This is a genomic window from Nostoc sp. (genome assembly GCF_036917455.1).
In the GTDB taxonomy this organism is placed as follows: domain Bacteria; phylum Cyanobacteriota; class Cyanobacteriia; order Cyanobacteriales; family Nostocaceae; genus Nostoc.
On the sequence record NZ_JBALDK010000121.1, the window covers coordinates 1 to 25,926 of the forward strand.

Below are 25,926 nucleotides of genomic sequence, written 5' to 3' on the forward strand. Positions count from 1 at the left end.
ATTTTTTCGTACAGACTAGCTAATTTAGAATGATTGCGTTTAGGGGCTATAGTCTAGCCCCATAAAGGCTTTGAACGTTTTCGGAGATGTCTAATCCATTGGGGAGAAGATCCACTGTTTGCCCAATTTGACGAAAGGCGCGAGTTTGATCGATGACAAGGATATTTTCAATTCCACGTTTACGTAAGCCAATGGCAGTTGCTAACCCAACAGGCCCAGTGCCAACCACTACAACATCGTAGATTTCTTGAGGATTAGAAGAAGCGATCGCAGATGCAGATAAGTTATCAGCTTTGGTTGATGTATTTGTATGTCTATGAAGTGTTGATTTAGTTTCTGGCATATTTATACACAAGAATTTGGGATAGAAGCTGGGCAATATGGAAAGCTATAGCCATTAAGTTATATAAGATCACACAACAATATTAAAATCAAATACAAAAAGTTAGATATATTGCTGCGATCGCACCTATTATTTGAAGCAAATATACCTGGTGGTTAGAAATCGCGGCTATACAATTCATGTTCAAAGGTGGAGCGATCGCCCTTTTTGCTCGACAGTTTGTGTTCAAAGGTGGAGCGATCGCTTTTTTTGCTCGACAGTTGGTGTTCAAAGGTGGAGCGATGCCTTTTTGCTCAACAGTTGGTGTTTAAAGTTGGAATGGTAAGGTTATGAGGTCGAGTCTACAGGCGTGGGAGCCTGCGATCGTCATAATGCAATCTTGATGCAGGCTACATTATTAATTAGCTCAATTTCTCTGCTGCGCGTCCAAGCAGCAACTCGTCGTCAGACATCACCTCTATAAAACCCGAAATGACTAACGAAGAACTGCTGCAAATTATTGAACAAGCTGCCAGAGATAAGAAGACACAATTAAACCTTTCTGGCGAGGGCTTAACAACCTTGCCACTAGAAATTGTCCAACTCACCAACCTGCAAACCCTCTACCTCAGTAGGAATCAACTAAGCAGTCTGCCACCGAAATTTGGTCAACTCACCAACCTGCAATCCCTCGACCTGGGCAGTAATCAACTGAGCAGTCTGCCACCGGAATTTGGCCAACTCACCAACCTGCAATCCCTTCACCTTAGCAGGAATCAACTAAGCAGTCTGCCACCGGAATTTGGCCAACTCACCAACCTGCAATCCCTATACCTCAGCAGAAATCAACTAAGCAGTCTGCCAGCGGAATTTGGCCAACTCACCAATCTGCAATCCCTCTACCTGGGCAGTAATCAACTAAGCAGTCTGCCAGCGGAATTTGGCCAACTCACCAACCTGCAATCCCTCTACCTGGGCAGGAATCAACTGAGCAGTCTGCCAGCGGAATTTGGAAAACTCACCAACCTGCAATCCCTCGACCTGGGGAGTAATCCTTTAGAATCACCTCCACCAGAAATTATCACGAAAGGGTTTAAAGCAATTCTTGACTTTTGCAGGCAGCAACTAGAACAAGAAACTGATCGCCTCTACGAAGCCAAATTACTCATTGTGGGAGAAGGTGGTGCAGGTAAAACTACACTAGCCAAAAAAATTCAAGACAATAAATATATGTTACAACAAGATGAAAATACCACCGAAGGCATAGATGTTATTCAATGGAAGTTCTTGCTTGACAATAACAGAGAATTTCAGGTCAACATTTGGGACTTTGGTGGTCAAGAAATTTACCATGCTACCCACCAATTTTTCCTCACAAAACGCTCCCTTTATGCCTTGGTTGCTGATACTCGCAAAGAAGACACAGATTTTTATTACTGGTTAAATGCGGTTGAATTACTGAGCGGTAATAGTCCTTTGTTAATTGTCAAAAATGAAAAACAGGAGCGCAAACGAGATATAAACGAGCGTGAGTTACGGCGCGAATTCACTAATTTTAAGGAAACACTGACTACAAACTTAGCCATTGATCGCGGTCTGTCAGAAATCTTAAATAAAATTAAGCATTATATTACTAACTTACCTCATGTAGGAATAGAACTCCCTAAAACCTGGGTCAAAGTGCGCGAAGCTTTAGAAGGTGACTCCCGCGAATATATTAGCTTGGAAGAATATTTTAACATTTGTCAGAAACATGGTTTTACTAAACAAGAGGATAAACTCCAACTAAGTGAATATCTGCATGATTTAGGAGTATGCCTTCACTTTCAAGATGATGACTTTTTAATAAAAACTGTTATTCTAAAACCTACTTGGGGTACAGATGCCGTTTATAAAGTGTTAGATAATCCCCAAGTGATTGAAAAACTGGGCCAATTTGATCGCAATGATTTAGCAAACATTTGGCATGAAGACAAATATGTCTATATGCGACCAGAACTGTTGCGGCTAATGATGAAATTTAAACTGTCCTATGAAATTCCTAGTCGTCTTGGCACTTATATTGCACCTCAATTACTCTCTGTGAATCAACCTGATTTCAATTGGGATGAATCCAATAACCTAATCCTGCGCTATAAATATGACTTCATGCCGAAAGGTATTCTCACCCGCTTTATAGTCGAAATGCACTCTGATATTGAACAACAAACCCTAGTTTGGAAAACAGGCGTTGTTCTTGCTAAATACAAAAGCCGTGCTGAAGTAATTGAATACTACAATCAACGAGAAATTCAAGTCCGCGTCGCAGGCAAGCGCAAGAAAGAACTGTTAGTAGTTATTAACAATGAACTAGAAAAAATCCATAAGTCTTACGAACGCCTGAAATATCAAACACTTGTTCCTTGTAACTGTGAAAAGTGTAAAGATAGTCAAAGTCCTCATTTTTACGATCGAGGTATCTTGTATAACTCCCTGGATGCTCGTAATGACCGAATCCAGTGCCAGAAAACTTTTCTTATGGTAGATGTCCGCAGACTGATTGATGATGTTTTATCGACTCCACCCAATTTGGAAATACCCATGTCTGAACCCGTAACTAGAAATCAAGTTTTCATTAGCTATAGTCATCAAGATCAAGAGTGGCTTACCAAACTCCAGAAACACCTCAAACCAATGATTCGCAACCAAAAACTGCTGGTGTGGGACGATACTAAAATTCAACCTGGTGCTAAGTGGCGCGAAGAAATTGAAAATGCTTTAGCAGCAGCAAAAGTGGCAGTATTGTTAGTTAGCCCAGATTTTCTAGCATCAGACTTTATTGCTGATAATGAGTTACCCCCATTGTTGGATGCGGCTGAAGCCGAAGGACTCACGATTATTTGGATACCATTGAGTTATAGCAGCTATGACGAAACAGAAATTGAAAAGTATCAGTCAGCGCATCCTCCCAATCAACCTTTAGACAGCCTGAACTTAGCACAAGAGAATAAAGCTTGGGTGGATATTTGTAAGAGAATTAAAGCAGCAGTTCTTGGGTAGAAGATAGACTCAGATTTTCTTGTTGTGGTAATGCAATAGGTTTGGGTTAATACTAGCTTTGGCGACTAGAAGTCGCGGCTATACAAACAAAACCCACCTCCGTGGGTTAAGAGTATTTTTGTAATTGGAAGTACCTAACGTTTTGTTCTTTTACCAGAAGTGGTATATTGGCACTTGATCTGACCGAGTACAAACTATGCATAAGCCCGCAGGCCAGAGAAGTCGAGGTGTTGTACTCACTACTACACGATAGGAAGGGAGAGTGGGCTTATGAACAAAAATACTGGGCAAAATGGTGTTTTTCCCCTATTTAAAGGTGTACCTCTACGTCGTATTCTCGTAGCGCTATTTGTGCTGCAAATCTTCTTAGCTGTGGGATTGACTGCATACTTATCAATCCGCAATGGGCAAATGGCTGTCAATGAGGTAGCTAGCGAGTTGCGTTATGAAGTCGCTAATCGAGTAGAGCAAAATTTACAAGCTTATCTCTCAACCCCGCGTCAAGTACTGCGCGGTAATCAAAATATCATTGACATCGGGTTGCTGAAGATGGAAAATCTGGCAACTTGGGAGTCATATTTAATCAAGCAGTTAGAGATTTTTCCTGATGCTGTCGCTTTTACGGCAAGTAACGAACAGCAAGAACACTTAGGGGTAGAAAAGCTCAACGATCGCCAGTATCTACTCAGAAAAGCCGATAAGTCAACTGGTTACGACCTTTACACCTACAAAATTGACTCTCATGGTCAACGTACCCAACTACCAGAGGTAATCAAAAACTATGATGCGCGATCGCGTCCTAGTTATCAAGCAGCAGTTACCGCCAAAAAATTCAGCTTTAGTCAGATTTTTACATCCATCACCGAACCAACGCTTCTAATTAGTGCATCTCAACCTATATATGACTCCCAAGGTAAGTTACTCGGTGTCAACAGCACTCTAACTCATGTATCACAAATTGGGGATTTGCTGCAAAATATTAAAGTTGGCAAGTCTGGACAAGTTTTTATTATCGAGCGATCGGGGCTATTAGTCGCAAGTTCCACAACCGAAGAACCATTCCGCCTCCAAAATGGTAAACCGATTCGGTTGGCAGCTTCCCAAAGCGGGAATGCTTTTACTCAAGCCAGCGCTAAATATTTAGAAACTAAATTTAGTAACTTTGACCAGATTCAGAGTTTACAGCAACTAGATTTTTCTTTTAATGGAAAACGACAATTTTTAGAAATTAGACCGTTACAGGGCGAACCAAATGTCAACTGGTTGATTGTAGTAGCTGTCCCAGAAGCAGACTTTATGGGACAAATCGATCGCAACACTCAAACTACAATTTTTCTCTGTCTGGGAGCATTAGGATTAGCCATTTTACTAGGAATTATCGCCGCCCGTTGGATAACTCAGCCAATTCTTTACTTCAGCACGGCGACAAAAGATTTAGCTGATTTTACCAAGGTTCAAGACTTGGTGGCGATCCAAGGCATTAAAGAAGTAGAGGTACTGGGTGAATCTTTCAACGAGATGATGCAGGATTTACGTAAAACCTTTACTGCACAGATTACTAAAAATGAAGAGTTAGAATTGCAAGTTAAGCAGCAAACTCAAGAATTACAGCAAGAGATTCAAGTACATATTAACAGCGAGCGAAAACTGGAACAGCATCATCGGGCGTTGGCAGAATTAACAAATCACAAGGCAATTTCAGAAGGAAATCTAGAAACGGCATTTAAAGTCATCACTGAAAAAGCTGCGAATGCTTTAGAAGTAGAAAGAGTGGGTGTATGGTTATTCAATAGCGAACGCACCAAACTACAATGTATAAATCTCTACGAACGTAGCAATCAGAAACATTCGGCGGGTGTAGAACGCGATCGCGCAGATTATCCCATCTATTTTAAATCTCTGACATCTGCCCGAATCATCGCCGTTACCGATACTCGCACCGATTTACGGATACAAGAATTATGGGATGAACAGCTAGAACCGAAGAATATTGTATCCCTAATTAATACCTCCATTTGGGTTGGGGGCGAAGTGGTGGGAACGGTGTTGTACGAACAGATTGATATCCCTCGGATATGGGAACTGAGCGAGCAAAACTTTGCTCACTCAATCGCTGAATTTGTCGCCTTGAGTATAGAAGTGTGCGATCGCAAAAATGCAGAATCCGCTCTGCGTGAGGCTCAAGAAGCTGCCGAAGTTGCAAATCGTGCCAAAAAGACCTTTTTAGTAAATATGAGCCATGAACTGAGGACTCCTTTAAGTTCTATGCTTGAGATTGCAGAAGCACTCCAAAATGAAGTCTACGGGACTGTAACCGCAGAACAGCGCCAGTTTCTAAGTACTCTCGAATCTAGCGGTAAGAATTTACTAGAATTGATTAACCAAATTCTTGAGCTTACCGACATTGAATCTAGCAAAATCCAACTACAACTAGCTGCTACTTCGATTCCAGAATTATGTGACTCTAGTCTTAGTTTTGTTAAAAATTTAGCGTTACAAAAAAATATTCAACTGAGTGTACAAATCCCTGAAGAACTAGAACCTATCCAAGTTGATGAGCGTCGCATTCGTCAAGTATTTATCAACCTGTTAAGTAATGCTATCAAGTTTACTCACGACGGAGGCAAAGTTTGGATTGAAGTTCAGCCCACTTCTACAAATGAGTATATCTTTTTTAGCGTGGTAGATACAGGTATTGGTATGCTTTCCGATGACCTTTTCCAATTATTTCAACCTTTCGTGCAAGTTGAAAATGCTTCTACCCGTCGTTCCACAGGTACTGGTTTAGGATTAGTGATGGTGCAAAAAATTGTTGAGTTGCACGGTGGAACTGTCCACGCCGAAAGTCAGTTAGGTAAAGGTAGTCGATTTACAGTCAAACTTCCGTGGAAAAAGGTTAGAGAGGAGGAAGTGAGAATTAATTATTAATTTATTGCCCTGGCGATATCTAAGCTATGTGACGATAAGTAGCAAACGGTAATCCAGTGCGCTGTTTGATATCCATTAAGGATTTATACTCACCTCGTTGTTGCCTTTCTGCAACAATTTGTTCTGCGATCGCTCCATCCAGTCCACAAGTAATTAATTCTGGAGTTGAATATGTGTTTAATCGTTTCCAAGAATATTCAGCTTCTTTTTTATAGTTATAGCCAAAAGTAATTAGCGGTGTAATCCTAGCTACCTGCTTTTCTGGAATTCCAGCTACTTCTATTAATTCTTCAACATGAGTAAAAACATATCCCTCATTCATCAGGGATTCAATGTTATTTGCATAAACTATGGGCAGCCCTAAAGAGTTAACTAGTTCATTTTTAGAGCATTCATTAATATCTATTTTATCACGAGTACTGGCAATTAAGTTTGCTAACCCTTCTTCTTCAGGAATTGGTAAATTCTTCGGATAAATTTTGACTAAAAAAGCTTTTTTGAGGTACAAAGCAATACCAATCTGAGCCATCCAAATCACAACGGCTAGACTATTTGCAGATAAAGCTAAAGCTAAAATAGAGGTGCTAATTCCTAATACAATCCAAGTATTAGTCTTGGATTTATAACCTGCATAGGCAATAGCGAATCCTCCAAATGTCGGAATTAATGATAACCACACCCAAACAGGAGTTTGTTGAAACCAAGATTTAGATTGTGACACAGGAAATCAACCAATGATTTAGATTTACAAAGATTTCAGAAGATTTTGCCGCTTTTCTTCATACTCTTCTGCGGTAATTACACCAGAATCAAAAAGATTTTTCAAATCAGCTAGCGCACTAGTTGCATCTTTAGCAGATATTGGCCCACTTGCGCTTGCGATACTTTGATTATACTTTATATTGAATTCGGTATCTGACATGAGAACTAATACAAAGAACTCAACAAAGGCTATTAAAGATGGGATACAAGTCCAGAAAAACAATAAGTATAAAACACCTTCAAGATTTTGTCCTAGATAAAATTTGTGAACTCCCAGCCACCCGCCAAGAAAGCAAAGCAGAATAGCTGTAGATTTAGTCTTCATGACATTTTCTTCCTTAATTAACTCTCATAAATATCTATTGGCGGACAATCCAAGTAATTGTTTTTTATCTAATTATTTATGTGGGTTATTAGTGCTTTTTGCTGTTATAAAATAAATAATAATTATACATAGCTGAGATTCCATTAAGACTAAATATCCTTTGATTATGTAGTTAAAATCTAGGTTGGAATTGAAATAAAAAATTAGGCAACCAATTGCCATATATGGAACCATACGCAACCGATGAATATTTATTGTTTGGTTATTCAATTTGTTCATCAGTAGATAAAGTGATGTTAACCAATAATTGATTATAAACAGTTGAGCGGTAACTAAAAAGTTGCTTAATATAATAAAAGGTTGAGCGTATTTACAGGCAATTCTAGCTAAAGTTTATCTTTGAAGCTTCATGAAAATTACTGATTTATTTAGATTTAGGTCAATATAATTTCCGTAAAGCTTCTATAGCTTTTAGCCGTTTTTGACCCTTTTTTCTCAGTCTGTGTGAGAAATCCGGGCTAATTCCACAATCTCTGGAAGGCACAGCGGGCTGCACTACATCAAGGACAATCGCCTGCTTCATCCCTCTACTGTTCAATAGCTTAAAAGCTGTAGTAATTATCCTACATAGCTTATAGCAGTTTTTAGTATCATTCGACCCTGAACGCTTACGCCATTTGTCGCGCCATCAGATTAGCAAATAATCCTTTTTGATTCACTAATTCTTCAAACCTACCTTGCTGGACAACTCGACCGGCTTCAATCACATAAATTCGGTCGGCGTTGCGGATGGTACTGAGGCGATGGGCGATAATTATGCGCGTTACTCCTAACTGGTCTAAGCTGCTACTAACTATGGCTTGAGTACGATTATCTAAAGCACTCGTAGCTTCATCAAAAATTATAATTCTCGGTTTTAATACTAAAGCACGAGCAATTAGTAGCCTTTGACGTTGCCCACCAGAGAGATTTGTACCCCCCTCCGAAATAACTGTGTGCATCTCCATTGGCATTGACTTAATATCATCGGCAAATCCAGCCATCCGTACTGCTTCCCAAGCTTCATCCATTGTCACTAATGCGCCACTAGAAATGTTTTCAAATATCGAGGCGCTATTGATGCGACCATTTTGTAGCACTACACCAATCTGCCGACGCACTGCTGATGTATCTAAGCCTGATAAGTCTTGACCATCGTAATAAATAGTGCCATCTTTTGGCGTTTCAAATCCCAATAAAAGCCTAATAATCGTTGATTTCCCACTACCAGAAGGCCCTACCAAAGCAATCAATTCTCCTGGGTCTGCTTCAATCGTCAAATCATCTAAATTCAGGGGCCCATCTTCGCGGTAACGGAACGTCACGCGATCGACTTTTACTTTACCTGTTAACCGCCCCGGATCGCTTTTGCTCAGGTCGATTTCTGGTTGAGCCTGAAAGATGGGTTTTGCACGTTCCCAGAAAATGCTGATATCTAATATGCTGACTATGGTGTTACTCAGCTGAGTAGCCCCAGCAATAAATATGGCAAAGGCGGAATTAAATGCGAGAAATGTACCTGTAGATAATCCCGTTTCGCTTTGAGATGGCGCTTGTGTAATTAAGGTAACTGCCAGCCAAAAGATAATTATCGAACTGACAGTTGGCATGGCGGTGTTAAATATCGCTAAGACATCTTCAATTACTTCTGTACTCAACTTGAGTTTTAGCTGCTGACTATACTTTTTTGCCCAGTATGCAAAAGCCCGGTCTTCTGCATTGCTGACTCGAAGTTTGGAAACACCAGCAACCATCTGGACAGTAAAACCAAAAATTTCCCCTTCTATTTCTTCTAAAGCACGCAGCTTTTGGCGACTAAGTACACTTGAGATAGTGGTGAAGATGATTGCAATGAGGGCTACTGCTACTACAACTAAAGCTAGGCTGGAACTGTAGATAAATAACAATCCCAGATTAAGTAGAGAGAAGAAGCTCGTAAAAACAGTGCGTAGCACTGTGTCATTGAGTTTCTGACGAATTTGTGTTACCGCAGAAACACGAGATTGCAAATCTCCAATTGAATATTCACGAAAGAAAGATACCCGCAGATTAAACAATCTATCCCATAAGGCTGCTTGGGAGTCTAAACTAGCTTTACTTTCTAATCTCAGACCGGCAAAACCTTGGGCGATTTGAAAAATTATTGTACCAAAGGTGGCGGCTATCAGACCCAATCCAATTTGCACTAACAACCCTCTGTCTGCATCAGGAATGACGGAATCGATGAGGATGGCGGTTGCTAAGGGGGTTAACATTCCTAGCAATGCACCGACAACACCAGTAAGGAAGATAACAACCAGTTCTCGAATTTTCCCCTTGAAGGCAAATAGAAGTAAGTCTATCGCAGTTACATTATTTTCGGGTACGGGACGATAAAATACATGGGCAAAAGGAGCTAGTTGCTGGGCTGTATTCTCGTTTACAGGGATGCGAACGTGCTTCTGGGGGTCAAATATTTCGTACTTTCCTACCCCTGCTGGTAACAATGCAACAGGAAAATTATCTTGATGAGTATATGCTAATAACGGGCCGCTATCTTTTTGCCACCATCGGTCATTAAGTAATACCCGACGGATGCGAATTCGGGATGCACGCGCGATCGCTTCTAATGGTTCTTTAATCCGATTCATGTCTTCGGAACGTACAGGTGGCAAAATCTTAATTCCTAATGCCCTTCCCACTGCACCTGCGGCAATCAGCAGTGGTGTACCTGTCTGCATCAGTTCAGCTTGCTTGGGTTTGAGGACTGATGCTAATTCTCCTAAAGCATTGACTTTTGCCTGAGAGTTAAGTTGTTCCCGTGCTTGGAATTGAGTCCATTTTGTTGCCGACTCTTCTTGTTCTATTTGAGTCAGAATTTCACACAAATTATCGTGCAGTTCACTCAGAGTAACTTGGATGGTGTTCCAGTTGGTAAGGTTTTCAGGGTGGGAAAAAACTGTTGGAATAGAAGAGCGATCGCCCACACAACTTTGAATATTTTTCTCCCAAATCTGTACTAACTGAAGCAAACTTTCTGCCTCGTCTTTCTCCTGTCTTATCCCTTGCTCACATTCGGGTGCAGATATTTGCAACAGCACAGTATCTTCTATCGATATCGCCAAAATTTTATGGTTATTAGTCGATATCCCAAACAATGCTTCTGTCGGATTGACGCTAAATAAATAACGGCGAACGCCTTCAATACCTTGCTGGATGGGAATAGCAAATAGAGCGATCGCACCGGATTCAATTTGCCAAACTGTTTGGGGATTGTCTAATATTAGGGATTGATTACCCGCGAGCAGTAACTTGGAATTACTCATCTGGAGTTAGAGGTACAATAGTTTTTTGGCGGAGGCGTATAGTATTAAACTGTCCTACCACTTCTAATGGAAGGTTGGTAAAGCGAATATAAAAATTATTTGATTCTGCTGTTTTGTCTAAGACTTTAGCATAGATATCTTCACTAATTTTGGCATTATCTTGCATAAATAAGTTCATTTTCAGATTAGTAAAGGGTTGTAAAACTAGAGAATTTACTTTTGAGTCATAACATACTTGCGCCTCCTTTGCTGACAGCTTCACTAACTTTCCCTCAATTACAGTACTGTTTACATCTTTTCCATCTAAAACTGCATATTTTATGGGAATTGCTTCTAAAAGTTCCAAGAATACTTCTTCTTCATTTTCAGCCAGATATAAATTGTATTCCCCAGCAATCCCACCCACTTCATAAATTTTTATCGGTTCTTTCACTCCTTTTGCTTGTACTTCTTTATGTCCAATAAGTTTGATAATAGAACCAGCCTCTTTAATAGTTGATTCAGAAATAAAAATTTGCCCGCCGACTGTATAAGATTCAATCCGATAGGTTAAATTAACTTGATTACCGATAATTCCATATTTAGTCCGTTTTTCCGAACCAATATTACCAACTACTACTTCTGCTGTATTAATACCAATACCCATTTCTAGCTTTGGTAATCCCATTTGTTGGATTTTCTTATTTACTGGTTCCATTGCTAGTTGCATTGCCACAGCACAGGCGATCGCTCTTGTTGGATCGTCTTCTCTAGTGATAGGAGCGCCGAACAAAACTAAAATTCCATCACCCATAAACTCATCAATCGTGCCATGATACTGAGTAATGACATCTGCCATATATCCTAAATAAAGGTTAATTATTTTAATTACTTCTTCAGCAGATAATCTTTCAGCCGTAGCCGTAAAACCTCTTAAATCAGAAGTGAGAATAGTAATTTTTTTCCTTTCACCGCCTAGTTTCAAACCTTCGGGATTTTCTAATAAATTAGCGACGACTTCATCGGTAAGATAACGCCCAAAGGTTTTCCGAATTTCTCCCGCAGTCATGGCAATATAGCCAGTAACAGTAAGCGCAGAAGCAATTAATGCGATTAATGGTGGAACTACAGGAATCCACCAACCTGCGATAAAAGCCAAATAACTACTACCTATAAGACAGCAACCAGCTAGAAAAATGCTAATCAAAGGTAATAAGGATTTTCTTTTAGAACCACTACTATATCGTTGTTGCCATCTGAAGATTGCACCAATTAGTGACCATACAGAAATCCATAACCATTCTTGTAGTTTGCTCGATGTTTTAATTAACGGACGATTATCTAAAGTAGCGCTTAAAATTTGACTGATGGCATTGGCATGAATTGCTACACCAGACATCCGTTTTGGTGCTGTTAATATACTACTACTGTAAGGTGTATAAAATAGGTCTTTGAGACTTTCGGCTGTGGGGCCAATTAACACAATCCGCCCCTTGAATAAATCTTTGGAGATCCGATTTTCTAACACATCCATAATAGATATGTGTTGAAATTTGTCTCTAGAACCACGATAATTTATTAGTACTTGATAACCTTGGTCTTCAGCCCGAATGTAACCACCATCATTTCTTTGAAATAAAGGGTAAATCACATTACCTGTTTTTACCAAAAAATCTTCTGTTTGTCCGACTTCAATTTTGCGATCGCTCAGATAAAGATAGGCAAGTTTAAAAGCAAAACTAAACACATTTTCGCCATCTTTATCTGCCAAATACATCAAACTACGGCGAATTTTACCATCCCCATCTAAGGGAAAATCATTTGCACCCACTCGATCGAGTTTTTTAAGTGCTGGTGGTGGTGCTACCGCCGAACTATCTTCACTCTGGGCTACTTTTTGGACACCAACTAAATTTGGTGTAGACTCAAACACCTTAACTAAGGATTGATGTCCAAAACCTACTGGTAAATCTCGATATAAATCCAAACCAATAGCACTGGGTTTTTGTTGTTTTAATTTCTCTAAAACTTGTGCCAGTAAGCCGTCAGGCAGAGGCCAATAACCGCGCTTACCAAGTTTTTGCACATCAGATTCATTAATTTCTACAATGACAATGCGCGGATCGATAGGTTCTGGAGAACGTAACAGAAACATTTGATCCAGCGCTGCCAATTCTAACATCTGCAATAATCCACTCAAACGCAGAATAAACACCAATGCTCCAGCGCTGGGAGCAGCAATGAAGATACCGCGCCATTGCCAAAATTGTCGTTTGATGTTTCTCCACATAAATTACTTAGTCTTGTCATTGCAGATATCTACTAAAGGTTTGGAAACTAAATTTTTTAAACCCACTGACTCCAATAATGCTTGCCAATTAGCTATGACTGTGCGATCGCTAGGATTGGCAAGACGTTGCTGTACTAAAGTATGCACCAGTTCGTACCAAATACCAGATGTGGCATACACTTGGGACAGTTGCTTGGGATTTGTCCTAGCTATCTGCTTCGATAAATCAGGAGTGGGTTGAATTCGTTCTACCCAACCGTTAACAGCGATATCCTCTGCTAGTTTGTCTGCACCGCAAGCGATCGCCATATACCACTGATACTGTTTACCAACTTTGAGACTTGGCGCTTCTGCCGGGAGAGTAAAACCAATAATTCCTGATTGTTTAGGAAGTTTGAAAGTCGTTTCGTAGACTATATCCTCACCATCTAGAAGTGAAAAGCGAGCAGTTTCTACTACTGTCTTTGGTACAAACCAGTAAAATGTCGGACGTTCTGCAAAGGTTAAACCTGATTTATTCGTAGGCATTAAGGGAGTTAAGGTTTCTTTACTCTCTAAAAAACAGGAACCACCACCACGACTTGCCCCACCAGCCGTAGTTTGTGGTGCTTTTCGATTTGGTGGGATAAACCTCTGACTAATTTGCCAACTCTGGAATCTGTGGAATTTAAGTGAAATTGGTGATTCAGCGATCGCGACTCTGGGGAAACTAGAAATCACTAATACCAGAGATATAGAAAATGCTGGCAATTCTACAAATTTTTGGATCCAATTCATATTAAGTCCTATTAATTTTCAATCATCTAACAAAGACAAATATTTGCGATCGCCCGAAAAAGTAATATTGAGTTAAATTAATTACCAATCATAAAACCTATATTAACTTTTGTCTAAAAACTTTGTTAAAGATTTGACCAAAAAAATAAAGTACGTATAATTTACTATAAACAAAAGTATAGAAATTCTAAATCGTTTCTGAGAAAATACGTAAAATTTTATAAGTAACTTTAATGACAGACAATAGAACGATTGCTATAGTTGTCTGGTAACTCTATAGGAACTTTACTTGAATCTTGCTAAGTATACTGAGCAAGAAACCTCTGGATGACAAACTTCTAGCCTATTTGGTTTTTCAAAAATCCAATATGAGTCCTATAGCTTCTGATGCAACTCCACCCCTTTTCTGAAAAACCTTGTTTTGACTGAATTTTTACTACTTCTGTCAGACAGCTAGGTTGAAAACTTCAAGAGAACTAACAAAAAGCTCTATTTTGCTGAAACAAATGATTTATTTCCACTCATAACCAAGTTTAAATCTTATGATTAGACAAATCCTGGTTAATACTCCGAATTTTGCTGCTTTCAGAGAAAGTGATATTGATTGGATGCTCAGTGTCGGCCGATGTAGAGAGCATCCTATTGGTGAAGTTCTGATTCAAGAAGGTAAAGAAATTGTTGATACGGTAGAAATTTTGCTAGAGGGAGGATTAAGTATTTGTGTTTCTCCCACAGGCAATGTAAAAGACGCACAAGAAATCGATCGCGTATCGCCAGGGGAAATTGTAGAAGCATTATCTTTAATAGATAATGCTTACCCAGCTAGCACGTTGATAGCTCTGGAACCCTCACGAGTATTAGCACTACCAAGAGAATTATTAGTCGAAAAGTTAGAACACGATACAAAGTTTGCCGCCAATTTTTATCAAATGCTGTCTGTTTTACTTTCACAGCAATTGCGGAGACTGACTGATTTCCTGACTAAGAACAAAGTACTTCCAGGAGAGCCACTGCGAAAAGTTTTGTTTGTGTTCGCTATTTTGGATGATGGCGATATTGATTGGATGATTTCCCAAGGAGTAAGAACTAAAGTCAATCCAGGTAAGGTGCTAATTGAAGAAGGGAAACCTGTTGAAGCATTATATATATTGTTAGATGGGAAGTTAGGAGTTTTTGTTACCACCCCACACAATAAACTTGCCGAAAGAGAAATTGCTCAATCAGTCAAAGGCGAAATTTTAGGAGAAATGTCTTTTGTCGAAGCAACAACCGCCTCTGCCACAGTCAAGGCAGCAGAATCTTCTGTATTACTAGCTCTACCACAACAGAAACTAGCTGAAAAATTAAAGCGAGATGCAGGATTTACAGCACGTTTTTACAGAGCGATCGCTGTAGTTTTAGTAGATCGGATTCGCGATCGCCTCTTCCGTCGTGGATTTGGGAAACTGGCTTACCAACTAGACCAACTCTTAGCAGAAGATATTGAAGTTGAAGATGAACTCAACTTAGATACATTAGATAATACCGCGCTTGCGGGTGCTAGATTTGACTGGATGATTAAACGTCTGAATCGACAATCTTGAAGGAGGCAGAAGGCAGGAGGCAGGAGGCAGGAGGCAGGAACGAGGTAGGTTGATTAGTCTCCAATTCCAGTCTTAATTACGAACTTGTACTGAGCGCAGTCGTTGGCGCAGCCTCTCGTAGAGAAGTATTACGAATTAACAAATGAATGGCTGAAAATCAGGATAGTATATTTCGCAAAGAATCACTGGATCGTTTATCTTCTCCAGAAAGATTGGATCAGTTAATGCAGGTAGTCAACCCTTTAGATTGGCTACCTTTGGCGACGCTGGGTAGTTTTGTGTTATTGGGGTTAATTTGGAGTATTTTTGGACGTATTCCTATGACGGTAACAGGAAAGGGAATACTGATTCAACCCAATCAAGTTGTCACTTTTGAGTCGCCAATTTCAGGACAGTTAAAAAGTCTGAATGTCAAAATAGGACAATGTATAGAGCGAGGATATGTCCTAGCAACAATCGATCCAACGGATCTCAAGCAGCAATTGCAACTGCAACGCTCAAAACTAGGGCAATTACAAACACAAGAACAAAATTCATCCTTGCTTCAGCGACAACGTACTGCTAAGGAAAAAGAAGCGATCGCATCTTCTAGAGTTAATTATCTTCAACGTTTGCGGGATACTCAGACTCTCACGCCTGCGTTTTATGAAAAAGGCTTAAATGCCATCCGCGAACAGCGCATTAGTTTGCAGCAACGGCTCAATGATGCTGTAGCGATCGTACCGATACTGAAAGATAGATTGCAAAAGCGCCAGCAACTCGCAGATGCGGGAGCTATTTCTAAAGATACATATCTCCAAGCAGAGCAAGAATATACACAGGGAATGCAGACCCTATACGATCTCAGAGCGCAGCTCAAACAGTTAGATGTACAAGAAACAGAAGCACAGCAGAGATATTTACAAAATTTGAGTTCTGTAAGCGAACTACAAGCGCAATTAAAAGATTTAGACACTAAAAACCAACGTATTGAGCAAGAAAATGTCGAAAATGTCAATATAAAAATTAATCAAATTCAAGAAGTTAATCGAGCGATCGCTCAATTGGAAAAACAAATATTAGATAATAGTCAGATTGTTAGCCCTAGTAATGGCTGTGTATTAGAAGTGACTGGTTTTTTGGGACAAGTGACTAGTCCCAAAACTCCGCTTGTCACCCTAAACATCGGCGACAAAAACACCCCACTAATTGCCGTCTCCTACTTTAATGTCCAAGATGGCAAGCAGATTCAACCAGGAATGATGATGCAAATTACCCCTATGTCCGTGAAAAGAGAACGCTTTGGCGGCATTGTCGGTAAAGTTGCCTCCGTTTCCCCCTTACCTGTGACTAAAGAAGGTGCAAAGTCTGTAATTGGCAACTCTGATTTAGTAACCAACATCTTGCCAACTGGCGGTGGAGACATTGAAGTGCGAGCAGAAATGGAAATAGCTCCATCTACCTTTAGCGGTTATCGCTGGTCTTCTTCCCAAGGGCCAAAATTAAACATTTCTACCGGGACAACTACCAATGTCCGGGTTAAAGTAGCAGAGCAGGCACCAATTACTTATGTCTTGCCCATTCTACGAGAATTTACTGGTATTAACTAAAGTTTAATAAATAGTCTTGTGCAATTGATTCAGCAATTAATTTCCTCAATTCAAAACCTCAATCCCTTAGGTAAAAAAGCTCCATTATCAGACCTAGAAACAGCACAAAGTAAGATAGGCTACCGCGTTAAAACTCCTACCCTATTGCAAATGGAAGCAGTAGAGTGTGGAGCCGCAGCTTTCGGGATTATTTTGGCCTACCATCGCAAAATTGTGCCTTTAGCAGAACTGCGACAAAATTGTGGGGTTTCTCGTGATGGTAGTAAAGCCTCAAACATGATCAAAGCTGCGAGAAATTACGGTATGCAAGCCAAAGGTTTTAAAAAGCAATTGGCACAATTACAAGAACTTCGTCTGCCATACATTGTTTTCTGGAATTTTAATCATTTCTTAGTAGTAGAAGGATTTAAAAAAGATTGGGTTTATCTCAACGACCCAGGTACGGGGCCAAGGCGAGTCTCCTTCAAAGAATTTGATGAAGCTTATACAGGGGTTGTCCTGGTGATGGAACCAGGCCCAGAATTTCAACGTGGGGGTCGCAAACCTAGCTTAATAGGCGCACTTATTGACCGTTTGCGGGGTTCTTGGGGAGCCATTCTCTATTGTTTTCTGGCAGGATTTTTTCTAGTCATTCCAGGGTTAGTTTTACCAGTTTTTAATCAGATTTTTGTTGATAACGTTCTGGTAGAAAATCGTACAGATTGGTTGCGTCCATTGATTTTGGGAATGACAATCACTGTGATTCTTCAAGTGTTGTTGACATTACTACAAAGACGGTTTCTGAGAAAGCTAAATATTAAGTTATCTGTGGAAATGTCTGGGCAATTTATCCACCATATTCTGCGCTTGCCAGTATCATTTTATTCCCAAAGATTTGCCGGAGAAATTAGCAGTAGAATCAATATCAATACTAAAGTTGCGGAAGTATTATCGGGGCAGTTGGCTAGGACTGTGATTGATACCGTGATGGTAGTATTTTACGCCATAGTTATGTTTACTTATGATGGCGTGCTGACTGCGATCGGTATCTGTTTTGCGGCGATTAATATATTGACATTGCAGTGGATTTCCCGGCAGCGTACAGATATTTACATGCGAATCATCCAAGATAGGGGCAAAGTTGCAGGTACAGAAATTGCTGCCCTTCAAAGTATGGAAACCCTCAAAGCATCAGCGTTGGAATCTGATTTTTTCTCTCGTTGGTCGGGTTACTACACAAAATTTATCAACGGTCAGCAGGAATTGGGCATCACCAATCAAGTACTAGGCGTTTTACCCATTTTATTGACTAGTTTAAGTTCCCTATTAGTTTTAGTGATTGGGGGTCTACGAGTCATGGATGGGCATCTCAGCATCGGGATGTTGGTTGCTTTCCAAAGTTTAATGACTAGCTTTTTGACTCCAGTCAACTCTCTGGTTAATTTCGGCAGTACCTTACAGGAATTAGAAGGAGACTTAAATCGGCTGGATGATGTGTTACAAAATGCAACCGATCCAGAATTGGACAGTCATAATAATTTACATACCTCAACAGCCAAACCCTTACAACATGCTTCATCTTGCGAACTTAAGGGATATGTAGAATTAAAAAATGTGACATTTGGTTACTCACGAACAGATGGGCCTCTAATTCAAGACCTGAGTTTTCAACTAAAACCAGGACAGCGAGTAGCCTTAGTTGGTAGTAGTGGTTCTGGTAAATCAACAGTTGCCAAATTAGTAGCGGGACTGTATCAACCTTGGTCGGGAGAAATTCTCTTTGATGGTATGCCGAGAGAGCAAATTACTAAGGCGATACTTTCTAATTCTCTAGCAATGATGGAACAGGAAATTTTTCTGTTTGCTGGCACTGTTCGAGATAACTTGACCTTGTGGGATAATACAGTGTCAAATTCTCAATTAGTGCGAGCTTGCAAAGATGCTGCCATTCATGAAGTCATTTTAGCTTTACCTGGGGGGTATGAAGGCAATTTACTTGAGGGTGCTGCTAATTTCAGTGGAGGACAGCGCCAGCGTTTAGAAATTGCTCGTGCATTAGTCAACGATCCGACAATTCTGATTATGGACGAAGCAACCAGCGCCCTAGATGCAGAGACGGAAAAAATTATTGACCGAAATCTGCGTCATCGAGGCTGTTCTTGTATTATTGTGGCTCACCGCCTCAGTACCATCCGCGACTGTGATGAAATCATCGTTTTAGAAAAGGGTAAAGTAGTGCAACGAGGGAACCACAAAGAAATGTCCCAGCTTGATGGTTCTTATGCACGGTTAATTCGGTCAGAGCAGGCAAGTGTTTAGCAATGATAGAGTAGAATTCAGGAGTGAAACAGGCTTTATGCTTGGCTTTGAGACTTAGTTTGCGTACTCCACTAACTTGAAATATGCTGTATTTGCGATCGCAGTCCTTTAAAATAACCTCTATAACCCGCATTTCTCACAAGCTTGAGGGGAAGGATGGGCAGAGGGGCAGAGGGGCAGAGGGGAAAGAACTTGGTATTTGAACTCTCCCCTGCTCCCCTGCTCCCCTGCTCAAGCGCAAGCTTAATCGAGATGTGGTGAGCAATCCGGGTATAAGATCGGAACTTACGTACAGATAACGGAAAACGAACCACAGAGGACGCAGAGAACACAGAGAAATGAGAGGTAGAGGGGTTTTTTGCATAAGTCCTAAAGATATATGAATTAAGTTATACTTTCCCTCCTAGAGACTTGTTCAACATTGCTTCACGTCTTCTCAATTCCCGAATATTCTTGATAGGTTCAAGACCAAGATGTTGTCCCCGAATTCTTAAAGATAGGTAGTTCAAAGTGTCGCTGCGATCGCTTTCATTCCCTGCCAAGGAATGGCTTACAGCCTCTAGTTTATTCAACCATTCTAGATGATGCGATCGTGCTTGTGTCTCATCTTGCAGTAACAGCGACAAAGATTGAACATCAACAGAGGGGGCTGGAAACAGATTCGCCAATCGACGATTATAAGGGTTACGTCCTAAACGATAAGCAATTGACATGGCTGGTTCCAAATATTCAATATAATGCCAGATCATCATTGGCATAAAAAGAGTTTCGCCAGGGTAAAGTACCGCATCAAAGGCGTTGGTATATTGGAAAAAATCTGTTTTCTCGGCTTCTGACATATTTTCCAAGAAGATGCCACTTGTACGACATAGATTAGCTTGCTCAATGGCATCTAACTTTTGAGTTTCACGCGGATGAATTAATACAAATCGTTTTGCGCCAAAAACTTGAAACAACAAAACATTACGCTGATCGGCATCATAGTGCAAATGAGCATAGTTATTGCTGGCGGCGATAAACATATTTGAGTATAAATCGCTCTCATCATTGAAATTTTGGTATAAATTCAGGGGCAATAACTCAAGCAATTTTTGGGGTGTAGGATACTCAACACAAATATCAAGAGTTGTGGGTTGTGCTTGCAGGAAATCAAGATATGCGCCCAAGTTCATCATGCGGGGAACATCAGCTGATGTTGAATCTAGCAGATTAGCAATGTAATTTGGAGAGATTTGAACTGGGATGTCAGTCAACTCTGTTTTTACCTTTTCCAAGGTATCCATCTGACGCAGCGATGAATTGTCAAACATATTAGTAACGATCGCTGGGCGCTGCGGCAGAATATAGTCTTGGTAAAACACATCTGCTGGAGGTGCTTCTATCCGGTCGATGTTGTCGAGAATCATGTTAATTTTAGTTGCTAATATGCCGTAATGCTGCTTTAAGCCAATTTATATTGTCAACCTTTGTTTTCTTGATTTAACATTGGCAAAGTTACGAATAGCTTACAGACTAATCTAAGTATTTCAGACAAATTAAAGTAGCCATAACAGTCCTAAATGATTCACGATCGACAATTTAGTAGTCAGAACTGGGAAAACGGGGATTGGGTGCAACTCAATGTAGCACTCATAAGGCATCAGGACGAAGCATTACCGAGCGCCCGCGCCCTTTTTGCTCGGCTCGAACCTTTGGTTACTGACTGGCGGAGTAACGATTTGTTGCGCTGGTTCTTCTTTATGAGAAAACCGCCAGATGTTCGGGTGCGTTTTTTTACAACAGTGGATCGGCAACAAGCGATCGCCCAAATCTCTGAACTCATGTATATTCTTGAGCGTGAGAATTTTATTAATCTATTCTTCTTTAGTGACTATCAGCCTGAAAGCGATCGATTTGGTGGGCTTGAAGCCATGAAATTCGTTCATCAGCACTTCGACGCAGACACTTCAGTATGGCTTATACTTGACCATCTCGATCGACAGAAACTTAGTGTTATCCCCAAAGACTTACTTTTGCCAACTGTGCTGCACGATCTTTTTAGCCGTGCTTTGTCAGATCGAGTATCTATTCTGGCAACTTGGCAAAGTTTAAGGGCTTTGATTCCTACATCTCCTGAAGCCACAATTCCAACAGTTGAACTACTTTCTCTCAAAACTTTGTCTGAGTCTCGAACCCTAGCAAGACAAGAAGCTGATGTATTACAAAAATATGCAATAGCAAACGACATGCTTGCAAAGGAATTAGTTAATCTTCAGCATCTTGGTCAATTGACACAGGATCTGGCTGATATACTTGCCGCAGTAGCGATGTTCAATTTTCACCGCCACGGGTTTGACTGGCATCGTTCAGGGAAATTAATTGAAGCTATAATCCGAATTCTTGAGCAAAAGGATGAAATTAGGACTAGCCCATTCAAGGTGTGTAATTTTGCAGCTTTTTCTGGTTTAGAATCTTAGCAGTTGAGACATGGGGCTTATTCTTGAGATAAATTCGTTTTGGTTGAGCTAGTACAAAGCTTGAAATTCTGAGTTCTGATCTTGAGTAATCAAGGCTAATCAACTCTAAGCTGATAGTTTTAATTTTGACTTGAGTTTGCCATCTTCCATCTGAACGATGCGATCGGCAATGTCTAGGATGCGGTTGTCATGAGTCACCATCAAGATTGTACAGCCTTGTTCTTTTGCCAGTTTTTGCATGAGATTGACTATATCTCGTCCCGATTGGCTGTCAAGGGCGGCGGTAGGTTCATCTGCTAAAATTATTTGAGGATGACTGACTAAGGCACGAGCGATCGCTACTCTTTGTTTTTGTCCCCCAGACAGTTTATCAGGATAGTAATCCAAATGATTTCCTAATCCTACCTGCTCTAACATCTGGGCCGATCTCACTAGCATCTTTTTTAACCCAAGATATTTGTGCAATTCCAAAGCCATTTTGACGTTTTGGAGTGCCGTTAAACTACCATGCAAGTTATGTGCTTGGAAAATATAACCGTTATGCCGTCGCGCCTGCACTAGTTGTTCAGCACTAGCGCCACAAAGTTCTCGCCCCAACACCTGCAAACTACCAGATTGAGCAGAACGCAATCCACCCACTAAGGTTAGTAAAGTAGTCTTTCCAGAACCAGAGGGCCCGGTCATAATAATAATTTCACCAGCGTTAATTTCTAAGTTGATATTAAATAGAACTTGCTTACGGAGTGAACTATGACCAAAATGGTGGTCGATATTTTTAATAGAGATGACAGATTGACTAGTCATAAATAGCTTGATTACTATAGCAATCCGATTTGATTTCTGAATCACTCGTAGAGGTAAGGGACTGGGGATCGGGGACTGGGGACTGGGAAGAAGGAATAAAGGTGTACTGATTTTTGTTCAAAAATCAAATATGAGTCCTATAGTGACAATTGTCATTTGCAAGGGACAAATGACCAATGACCAATGACCAATGACAAATTTAGAACATATCAGCAGGATCGGTGGCTTGGAGTTTGCGGGTAGCGATCGCACCAGAAATTGTACACATAATGACAGTCAGTACTAATACCTGTAATGCCCGAATCGCGGTCATGTACATGGGTAAATTTGTGGCACTGCGAGTCAGTTGGTAAAGTGCTAAGGATACTCCCAATCCGGGGAAGAAACCTAGTGCCGCCAAAATCAACGATTCTTCAAGCACCACACCTAGCAGGTAATAATTGCGATATCCCATTGCTTTGAAAGTGGCGTATTCTCGAACGTGGGCATTAACATCGGTGGAAAGGACTTGATAGACGATAATCACGCCTACCACAAAGCCCATTGATACACCCAGGCTAAAAATAAACCCAATTGGGGAATTTGTTCTCCAAAAGTTGTTTTCAAATTCAATAAATTCCGCGTGGGTTAAGACTTTGACATCATCTCTCAGATAGGCTTTAAGCATTGCTGCTACTTTTTTCGGGTCATAGCCTGGTTTAAGAACAATCAAACCAAGACTGACACTGCTGGACTGTCGCCCAGAAAATAGCCGCAAAAAGTTTTGATCGCTGGTAATCAGATTGCCATCAGAACCAAAGGAAGCCCCGACTTGAAATAAGCCACTAATGGTAATTGTGCGCCGTTCTATTTCGGTCGTTAGGGTTTTACCTTGGTCAATTTGAGCGATCGCTTTTTGATAATCTCCTCTTGCACCACGGTCGAATAAGACGGTATCCGGTAGCTTAATCGCCTGTAATTGCTGGTTAACATCTGGTAAATCAAAAGCTGGCTTGTCTGGGTTGAAGCCGATAACTAACACCCCCGTCTCACGGTGTGTTTGAGGATTTTTCCAGATTGTGTTATTGAAATACATTGGTTCTGCTGACTTCACCCCTGGTATATCCATTGCTTGGTAAAGTCGCCGCCGAGAAAATGTAGACAAGCTTGGCAAGTTACGGGCTTGGGGACTGGTTAAAACAATATCTGCTTGCAAACTGCGATGTAATCTGGTGTTGCTGTCGTACAGCGCAGTTTGAAAGCCCAACTGCATAAACATGAGAAGATCCGCAAAGGCAATGCCTGATAATGCTACCAAGAGACGGCTTTTTTCATGATTTAGTTGCAGCCATCCAAGAGGTGTTCGCCGTAACAGTTGTTTAATCAATCCCATAATTAGGTACTGGGGACTAGGGACTGGGGATTGGGAATTGGGGATTGGGGATTGGGGATTGGGGATTGGAGATTGGGGATTGGGGATTGGAAAACTTTTTCCTAGTCCCCAATCCCTGATTTTTCACAATTCAATTACTGCCTTAACTTGCATATTGGTTAAAGTGGCAGCTTTTCGGCTGGAGGCTTCATCTAGTCGGATATGGACTTCTACTACTCTGTTGTCGATATTGCTGACTGGATCTGTGTTGATGACATTCTGCCGACGTACTTGCAAGCCTTTGCGATCTACGATTCCCTGCAATTCAATTGGGAGGTAATCACCAAGTATTCGCACTTCCTGGCCGGACTGCACTTTGCCGATATCGCTTTCGTAGACTTCGGCTATGACATACATCTGATTGGTTTGTCCGATATCAGCAATGCCATCATTTGAGACTAATTCGCCAGGATGGGTATGGATCTCAAATACCTGTCCATTTTGGGGCGATCGCACTTCGGCCTGTTTGAGATTGACCTTTGCCAGATTCATGGCTGCTACGGCACGATTGATTTCTGCTTGGGCAGCTTCTACATCCACTCCTCGCACCTCAGCAATTTCCTCAAGGGTTGCAGTAGCTTGTTTTACCTGTTGCTGGCTAGTTGATTGGGTACGATTTAATTGTGCTTGCGCTTCTTGCAGGCTTTTTTGGGCGGTTTCCAAGTTTAAACGCTTACTATCCCGTTGAGAAGCAGAGATTGCACCCTGTTGATATAGTTGCTGATAACGCTCGTCTTCTGCTTGGGCGTTACGCAGTTGGGCTTGAAATCGCTCAATTGTTGCTGCTTGAGCATTAATATTACCTTGACGTTCTGCTTCTGTGCGAGCGATCGCAGCTTTTTGGGCAGCAATTTCACCGCGTTTAGCACCTGCTTGGGTACGGTTTAGGTTTGCCTGGGCTACTTTCACTTGTTCCTGCGCCTCTTTTAATTCTGCTTGCAAGCGATCGCGGCTATTCAAAATCGCAATTACTTGTCCTGCTTTTACCCTATCCCCCTCCCTTACTAATAACTCTTCTACCCGACTTCCTTCCGCAGACACCGCAGCAGAGAGTTTAATTACCTTTCCCTGTGGTTCAATCCGTCCTAAAGCTGTTACCGTTTTTAACTGTGGCAATTGTGTTGCTGGCGCTTGTGTGTCTGAATTTACATAATTTTGCCAGCGCTTTACTATATAAAAACTTATTCCGCCAACAAATAAAAATGCAATTATACTTATAGCAACGGATGGACGCAGAATATATTTAGGGAACGTTCTGTACCCTAGCTTTGAGTTTCGCACCATAGATTACCTCTTAACTAGTGGCGCAGAAAAAACTGAATAAATTAAGTTTTTACTATTAATTATTTCTTTTTTTTACTAACCTTTACTTCCTTTGTTAATTAGTTAGTTATTGTTCATTTATTGATTCTGAGTTCAAAAAAAGGAAATCATTGAGAATTTAGTAAAATACTCCGATTTAGCCGTATAGGATAAAAACATGCTAATCTCAGTATTGATAAACTTATTTTACTGATAAATTAGTTTGGCTTTTTGAAAGTACTTAGATATAGTAAACGGTTTCAAAATAACCGATTGTAACAGCGCCAACAATCAGAGGAAAAATTCAGTCAAAAGTCTTTTGTTATGAAAAACAAATAAGTTTAAATTAATAAAAAATATCTTTGTATTTGATAGATTTCTCATTTGTAATGATATATTTCATTCCTATACCAATTCGTTCTGAAGATAAAGTCTTAAACATCTCCTTGTTAGTATCAAAAGTTGTATATTTATCTAAATCTCTTTTAAAAATCGGGACTTTGATTTCAATTCCCCTTTTTAAGGCTATGTTGTCCGCACAAGTCTGTCGTAGCCATATCTTTATTAATAAACCTTACACTGCGTTTATTATCCCGCCTCAGAATAAATTCCAAGTCTCATATTCAGTAAACCAAAAAGTTTTTTCCCAAGAGCGATCGCTAATCAAGATTACGTACTTTAAAGTACTATATACTACAAAATATATAATTAATGCTT

16 protein-coding genes and 1 pseudogene are annotated in these 25,926 nt (G+C 40.5%); 7 read left to right on the top strand and 10 right to left on the bottom strand.

All coding sequences use genetic code 11. The features are described from left to right. Window positions 1–91 precede the first annotated feature (91 nt). A pseudogene (locus V7K42_RS12910) lies at window positions 92–343 on the bottom strand (FAD-dependent monooxygenase); the annotation flags it as partial. Between the two features lie 179 nt (window positions 344–522). Here V7K42_RS12910 and V7K42_RS12915 point away from each other — a divergent pair. From V7K42_RS12915 to V7K42_RS12925, 3 genes are all read left to right on the top strand, one after another. Further along, window positions 523–654: a hypothetical protein gene (locus V7K42_RS12915; protein WP_334916711.1), complete on the top strand. Its 132-nt coding sequence runs from the start codon at window positions 523–525 to the stop codon at window positions 652–654. A gap of 160 nt (window positions 655–814) precedes the next feature. Further along, on the top strand, window positions 815–3,361 hold the full coding sequence (locus V7K42_RS12920; protein ID WP_334916713.1) for a COR domain-containing protein: 2,547 nt from the start codon (window positions 815–817) through the stop codon (window positions 3,359–3,361). 270 nt (window positions 3,362–3,631) lie between these two features. After that, window positions 3,632–6,289, top strand: a complete 2,658-nt coding sequence (locus V7K42_RS12925) for an ATP-binding protein (protein WP_334916715.1) — start codon at window positions 3,632–3,634, stop codon at window positions 6,287–6,289. A gap of 19 nt (window positions 6,290–6,308) precedes the next feature. Here V7K42_RS12925 and V7K42_RS12930 read toward each other — a convergent pair whose 3' ends face one another. The 5 genes from V7K42_RS12930 to V7K42_RS12950 all read right to left on the bottom strand — a co-directional run bounded on the left by V7K42_RS12930 (window position 6,309) and on the right by V7K42_RS12950 (window position 13,766). Then, the gene (locus V7K42_RS12930; protein ID WP_334916717.1) at window positions 6,309–7,010 is read right to left on the bottom strand and encodes a helix-hairpin-helix domain-containing protein; all 702 of its coding nucleotides are present in this window, start codon (window positions 7,008–7,010) and stop codon (window positions 6,309–6,311) included. Window positions 7,011–7,034: 24 nt separating this feature from the next. Further along, a complete protein-coding gene (locus tag V7K42_RS12935) occupies window positions 7,035–7,376 on the bottom strand; it encodes an NINE protein (RefSeq protein WP_094342932.1) in 342 nt (113 codons plus the stop codon). A gap of 668 nt (window positions 7,377–8,044) precedes the next feature. Further along, on the bottom strand, window positions 8,045–10,720 hold the full coding sequence (locus V7K42_RS12940) for an NHLP bacteriocin export ABC transporter permease/ATPase subunit (protein ID WP_334916719.1): 2,676 nt from the start codon (window positions 10,718–10,720) through the stop codon (window positions 8,045–8,047). Further along, window positions 10,713–12,989: a CHASE2 domain-containing protein gene (locus tag V7K42_RS12945; RefSeq protein WP_334916721.1), complete on the bottom strand. Its 2,277-nt coding sequence runs from the start codon at window positions 12,987–12,989 to the stop codon at window positions 10,713–10,715. Before V7K42_RS12945 ends, V7K42_RS12940 begins: the two co-directional genes overlap by 8 nt. A gap of 3 nt (window positions 12,990–12,992) precedes the next feature. Continuing rightward, entirely contained in the window at window positions 12,993–13,766 is a 774-nt protein-coding gene (locus V7K42_RS12950; protein WP_334916722.1) for a DUF928 domain-containing protein, read from the bottom strand. A gap of 542 nt (window positions 13,767–14,308) precedes the next feature. Here V7K42_RS12950 and V7K42_RS12955 point away from each other — a divergent pair. From V7K42_RS12955 to V7K42_RS12965, 3 genes are all read left to right on the top strand, one after another. After that, on the top strand, window positions 14,309–15,349 hold the full coding sequence (locus tag V7K42_RS12955) for a cyclic nucleotide-binding domain-containing protein (RefSeq protein WP_334916724.1): 1,041 nt from the start codon (window positions 14,309–14,311) through the stop codon (window positions 15,347–15,349). Between the two features lie 146 nt (window positions 15,350–15,495). Beyond that, on the top strand, window positions 15,496–16,938 hold the full coding sequence (locus V7K42_RS12960) for an NHLP bacteriocin system secretion protein (protein WP_334916726.1): 1,443 nt from the start codon (window positions 15,496–15,498) through the stop codon (window positions 16,936–16,938). 150 nt (window positions 16,939–17,088) lie between these two features. After that, entirely contained in the window at window positions 17,089–19,236 is a 2,148-nt protein-coding gene (locus V7K42_RS12965) for an NHLP family bacteriocin export ABC transporter peptidase/permease/ATPase subunit (protein WP_442938558.1), read from the top strand. Window positions 19,237–19,625: 389 nt separating this feature from the next. Here V7K42_RS12965 and V7K42_RS12970 read toward each other — a convergent pair whose 3' ends face one another. After that, window positions 19,626–20,642, bottom strand: coding sequence for a cupin-like domain-containing protein (locus tag V7K42_RS12970; protein WP_334916730.1), 1,017 nt, complete (start codon window positions 20,640–20,642; stop codon window positions 19,626–19,628). A gap of 153 nt (window positions 20,643–20,795) precedes the next feature. On the opposite strand from V7K42_RS12970, the gene V7K42_RS12975 reads away from it, so the two are divergent. Beyond that, window positions 20,796–21,692 (top strand): thiopeptide-type bacteriocin biosynthesis protein, encoded by an 897-nt coding sequence (locus V7K42_RS12975; protein ID WP_334916732.1) that lies wholly within the window; start codon window positions 20,796–20,798, stop codon window positions 21,690–21,692. 105 nt (window positions 21,693–21,797) lie between these two features. Here V7K42_RS12975 and V7K42_RS12980 read toward each other — a convergent pair whose 3' ends face one another. From V7K42_RS12980 to V7K42_RS12990, 3 genes are all read right to left on the bottom strand, one after another. Continuing rightward, window positions 21,798–22,496: a DevA family ABC transporter ATP-binding protein gene (locus V7K42_RS12980; protein ID WP_334916734.1), complete on the bottom strand. Its 699-nt coding sequence runs from the start codon at window positions 22,494–22,496 to the stop codon at window positions 21,798–21,800. Window positions 22,497–22,695: 199 nt separating this feature from the next. Next, window positions 22,696–23,868, bottom strand: coding sequence for an ABC transporter permease DevC (gene devC / locus V7K42_RS12985; RefSeq protein ID WP_334916736.1), 1,173 nt, complete (start codon window positions 23,866–23,868; stop codon window positions 22,696–22,698). A gap of 123 nt (window positions 23,869–23,991) precedes the next feature. Then, complete coding sequence (locus V7K42_RS12990; RefSeq protein ID WP_334916738.1) at window positions 23,992–25,191, bottom strand: ABC exporter membrane fusion protein; 1,200 nt, start codon at window positions 25,189–25,191, stop codon at window positions 23,992–23,994. Window positions 25,192–25,926 lie beyond the last annotated feature (735 nt).

Coding starts and splice junctions, on each gene's coding strand:
- V7K42_RS12915 (WP_334916711.1), top strand. CDS start 523: ATGTTCAAAGGTGGAGCGATCGCCCTTTTTGCTCGACAGTTTGTGTTC.
- V7K42_RS12920 (WP_334916713.1), top strand. CDS start 815: ATGACTAACGAAGAACTGCTGCAAATTATTGAACAAGCTGCCAGAGAT.
- V7K42_RS12925 (WP_334916715.1), top strand. CDS start 3,632: ATGAACAAAAATACTGGGCAAAATGGTGTTTTTCCCCTATTTAAAGGT.
- V7K42_RS12935 (WP_094342932.1), bottom strand. CDS start 7,376: ATGAAGACTAAATCTACAGCTATTCTGCTTTGCTTTCTTGGCGGGTGG.
- V7K42_RS12940 (WP_334916719.1), bottom strand. CDS start 10,720: ATGAGTAATTCCAAGTTACTGCTCGCGGGTAATCAATCCCTAATATTA.
- V7K42_RS12945 (WP_334916721.1), bottom strand. CDS start 12,989: ATGTGGAGAAACATCAAACGACAATTTTGGCAATGGCGCGGTATCTTC.
- V7K42_RS12950 (WP_334916722.1), bottom strand. CDS start 13,766: ATGAATTGGATCCAAAAATTTGTAGAATTGCCAGCATTTTCTATATCT.
- V7K42_RS12955 (WP_334916724.1), top strand. CDS start 14,309: ATGATTAGACAAATCCTGGTTAATACTCCGAATTTTGCTGCTTTCAGA.
- V7K42_RS12960 (WP_334916726.1), top strand. CDS start 15,496: ATGGCTGAAAATCAGGATAGTATATTTCGCAAAGAATCACTGGATCGT.
- V7K42_RS12965 (WP_442938558.1), top strand. CDS start 17,089: ATGGAAGCAGTAGAGTGTGGAGCCGCAGCTTTCGGGATTATTTTGGCC.
- V7K42_RS12970 (WP_334916730.1), bottom strand. CDS start 20,642: ATGATTCTCGACAACATCGACCGGATAGAAGCACCTCCAGCAGATGTG.
- V7K42_RS12975 (WP_334916732.1), top strand. CDS start 20,796: ATGATTCACGATCGACAATTTAGTAGTCAGAACTGGGAAAACGGGGAT.
- V7K42_RS12980 (WP_334916734.1), bottom strand. CDS start 22,496: ATGACTAGTCAATCTGTCATCTCTATTAAAAATATCGACCACCATTTT.
- devC (WP_334916736.1), bottom strand. CDS start 23,868: ATGGGATTGATTAAACAACTGTTACGGCGAACACCTCTTGGATGGCTG.
- V7K42_RS12990 (WP_334916738.1), bottom strand. CDS start 25,191: ATGGTGCGAAACTCAAAGCTAGGGTACAGAACGTTCCCTAAATATATT.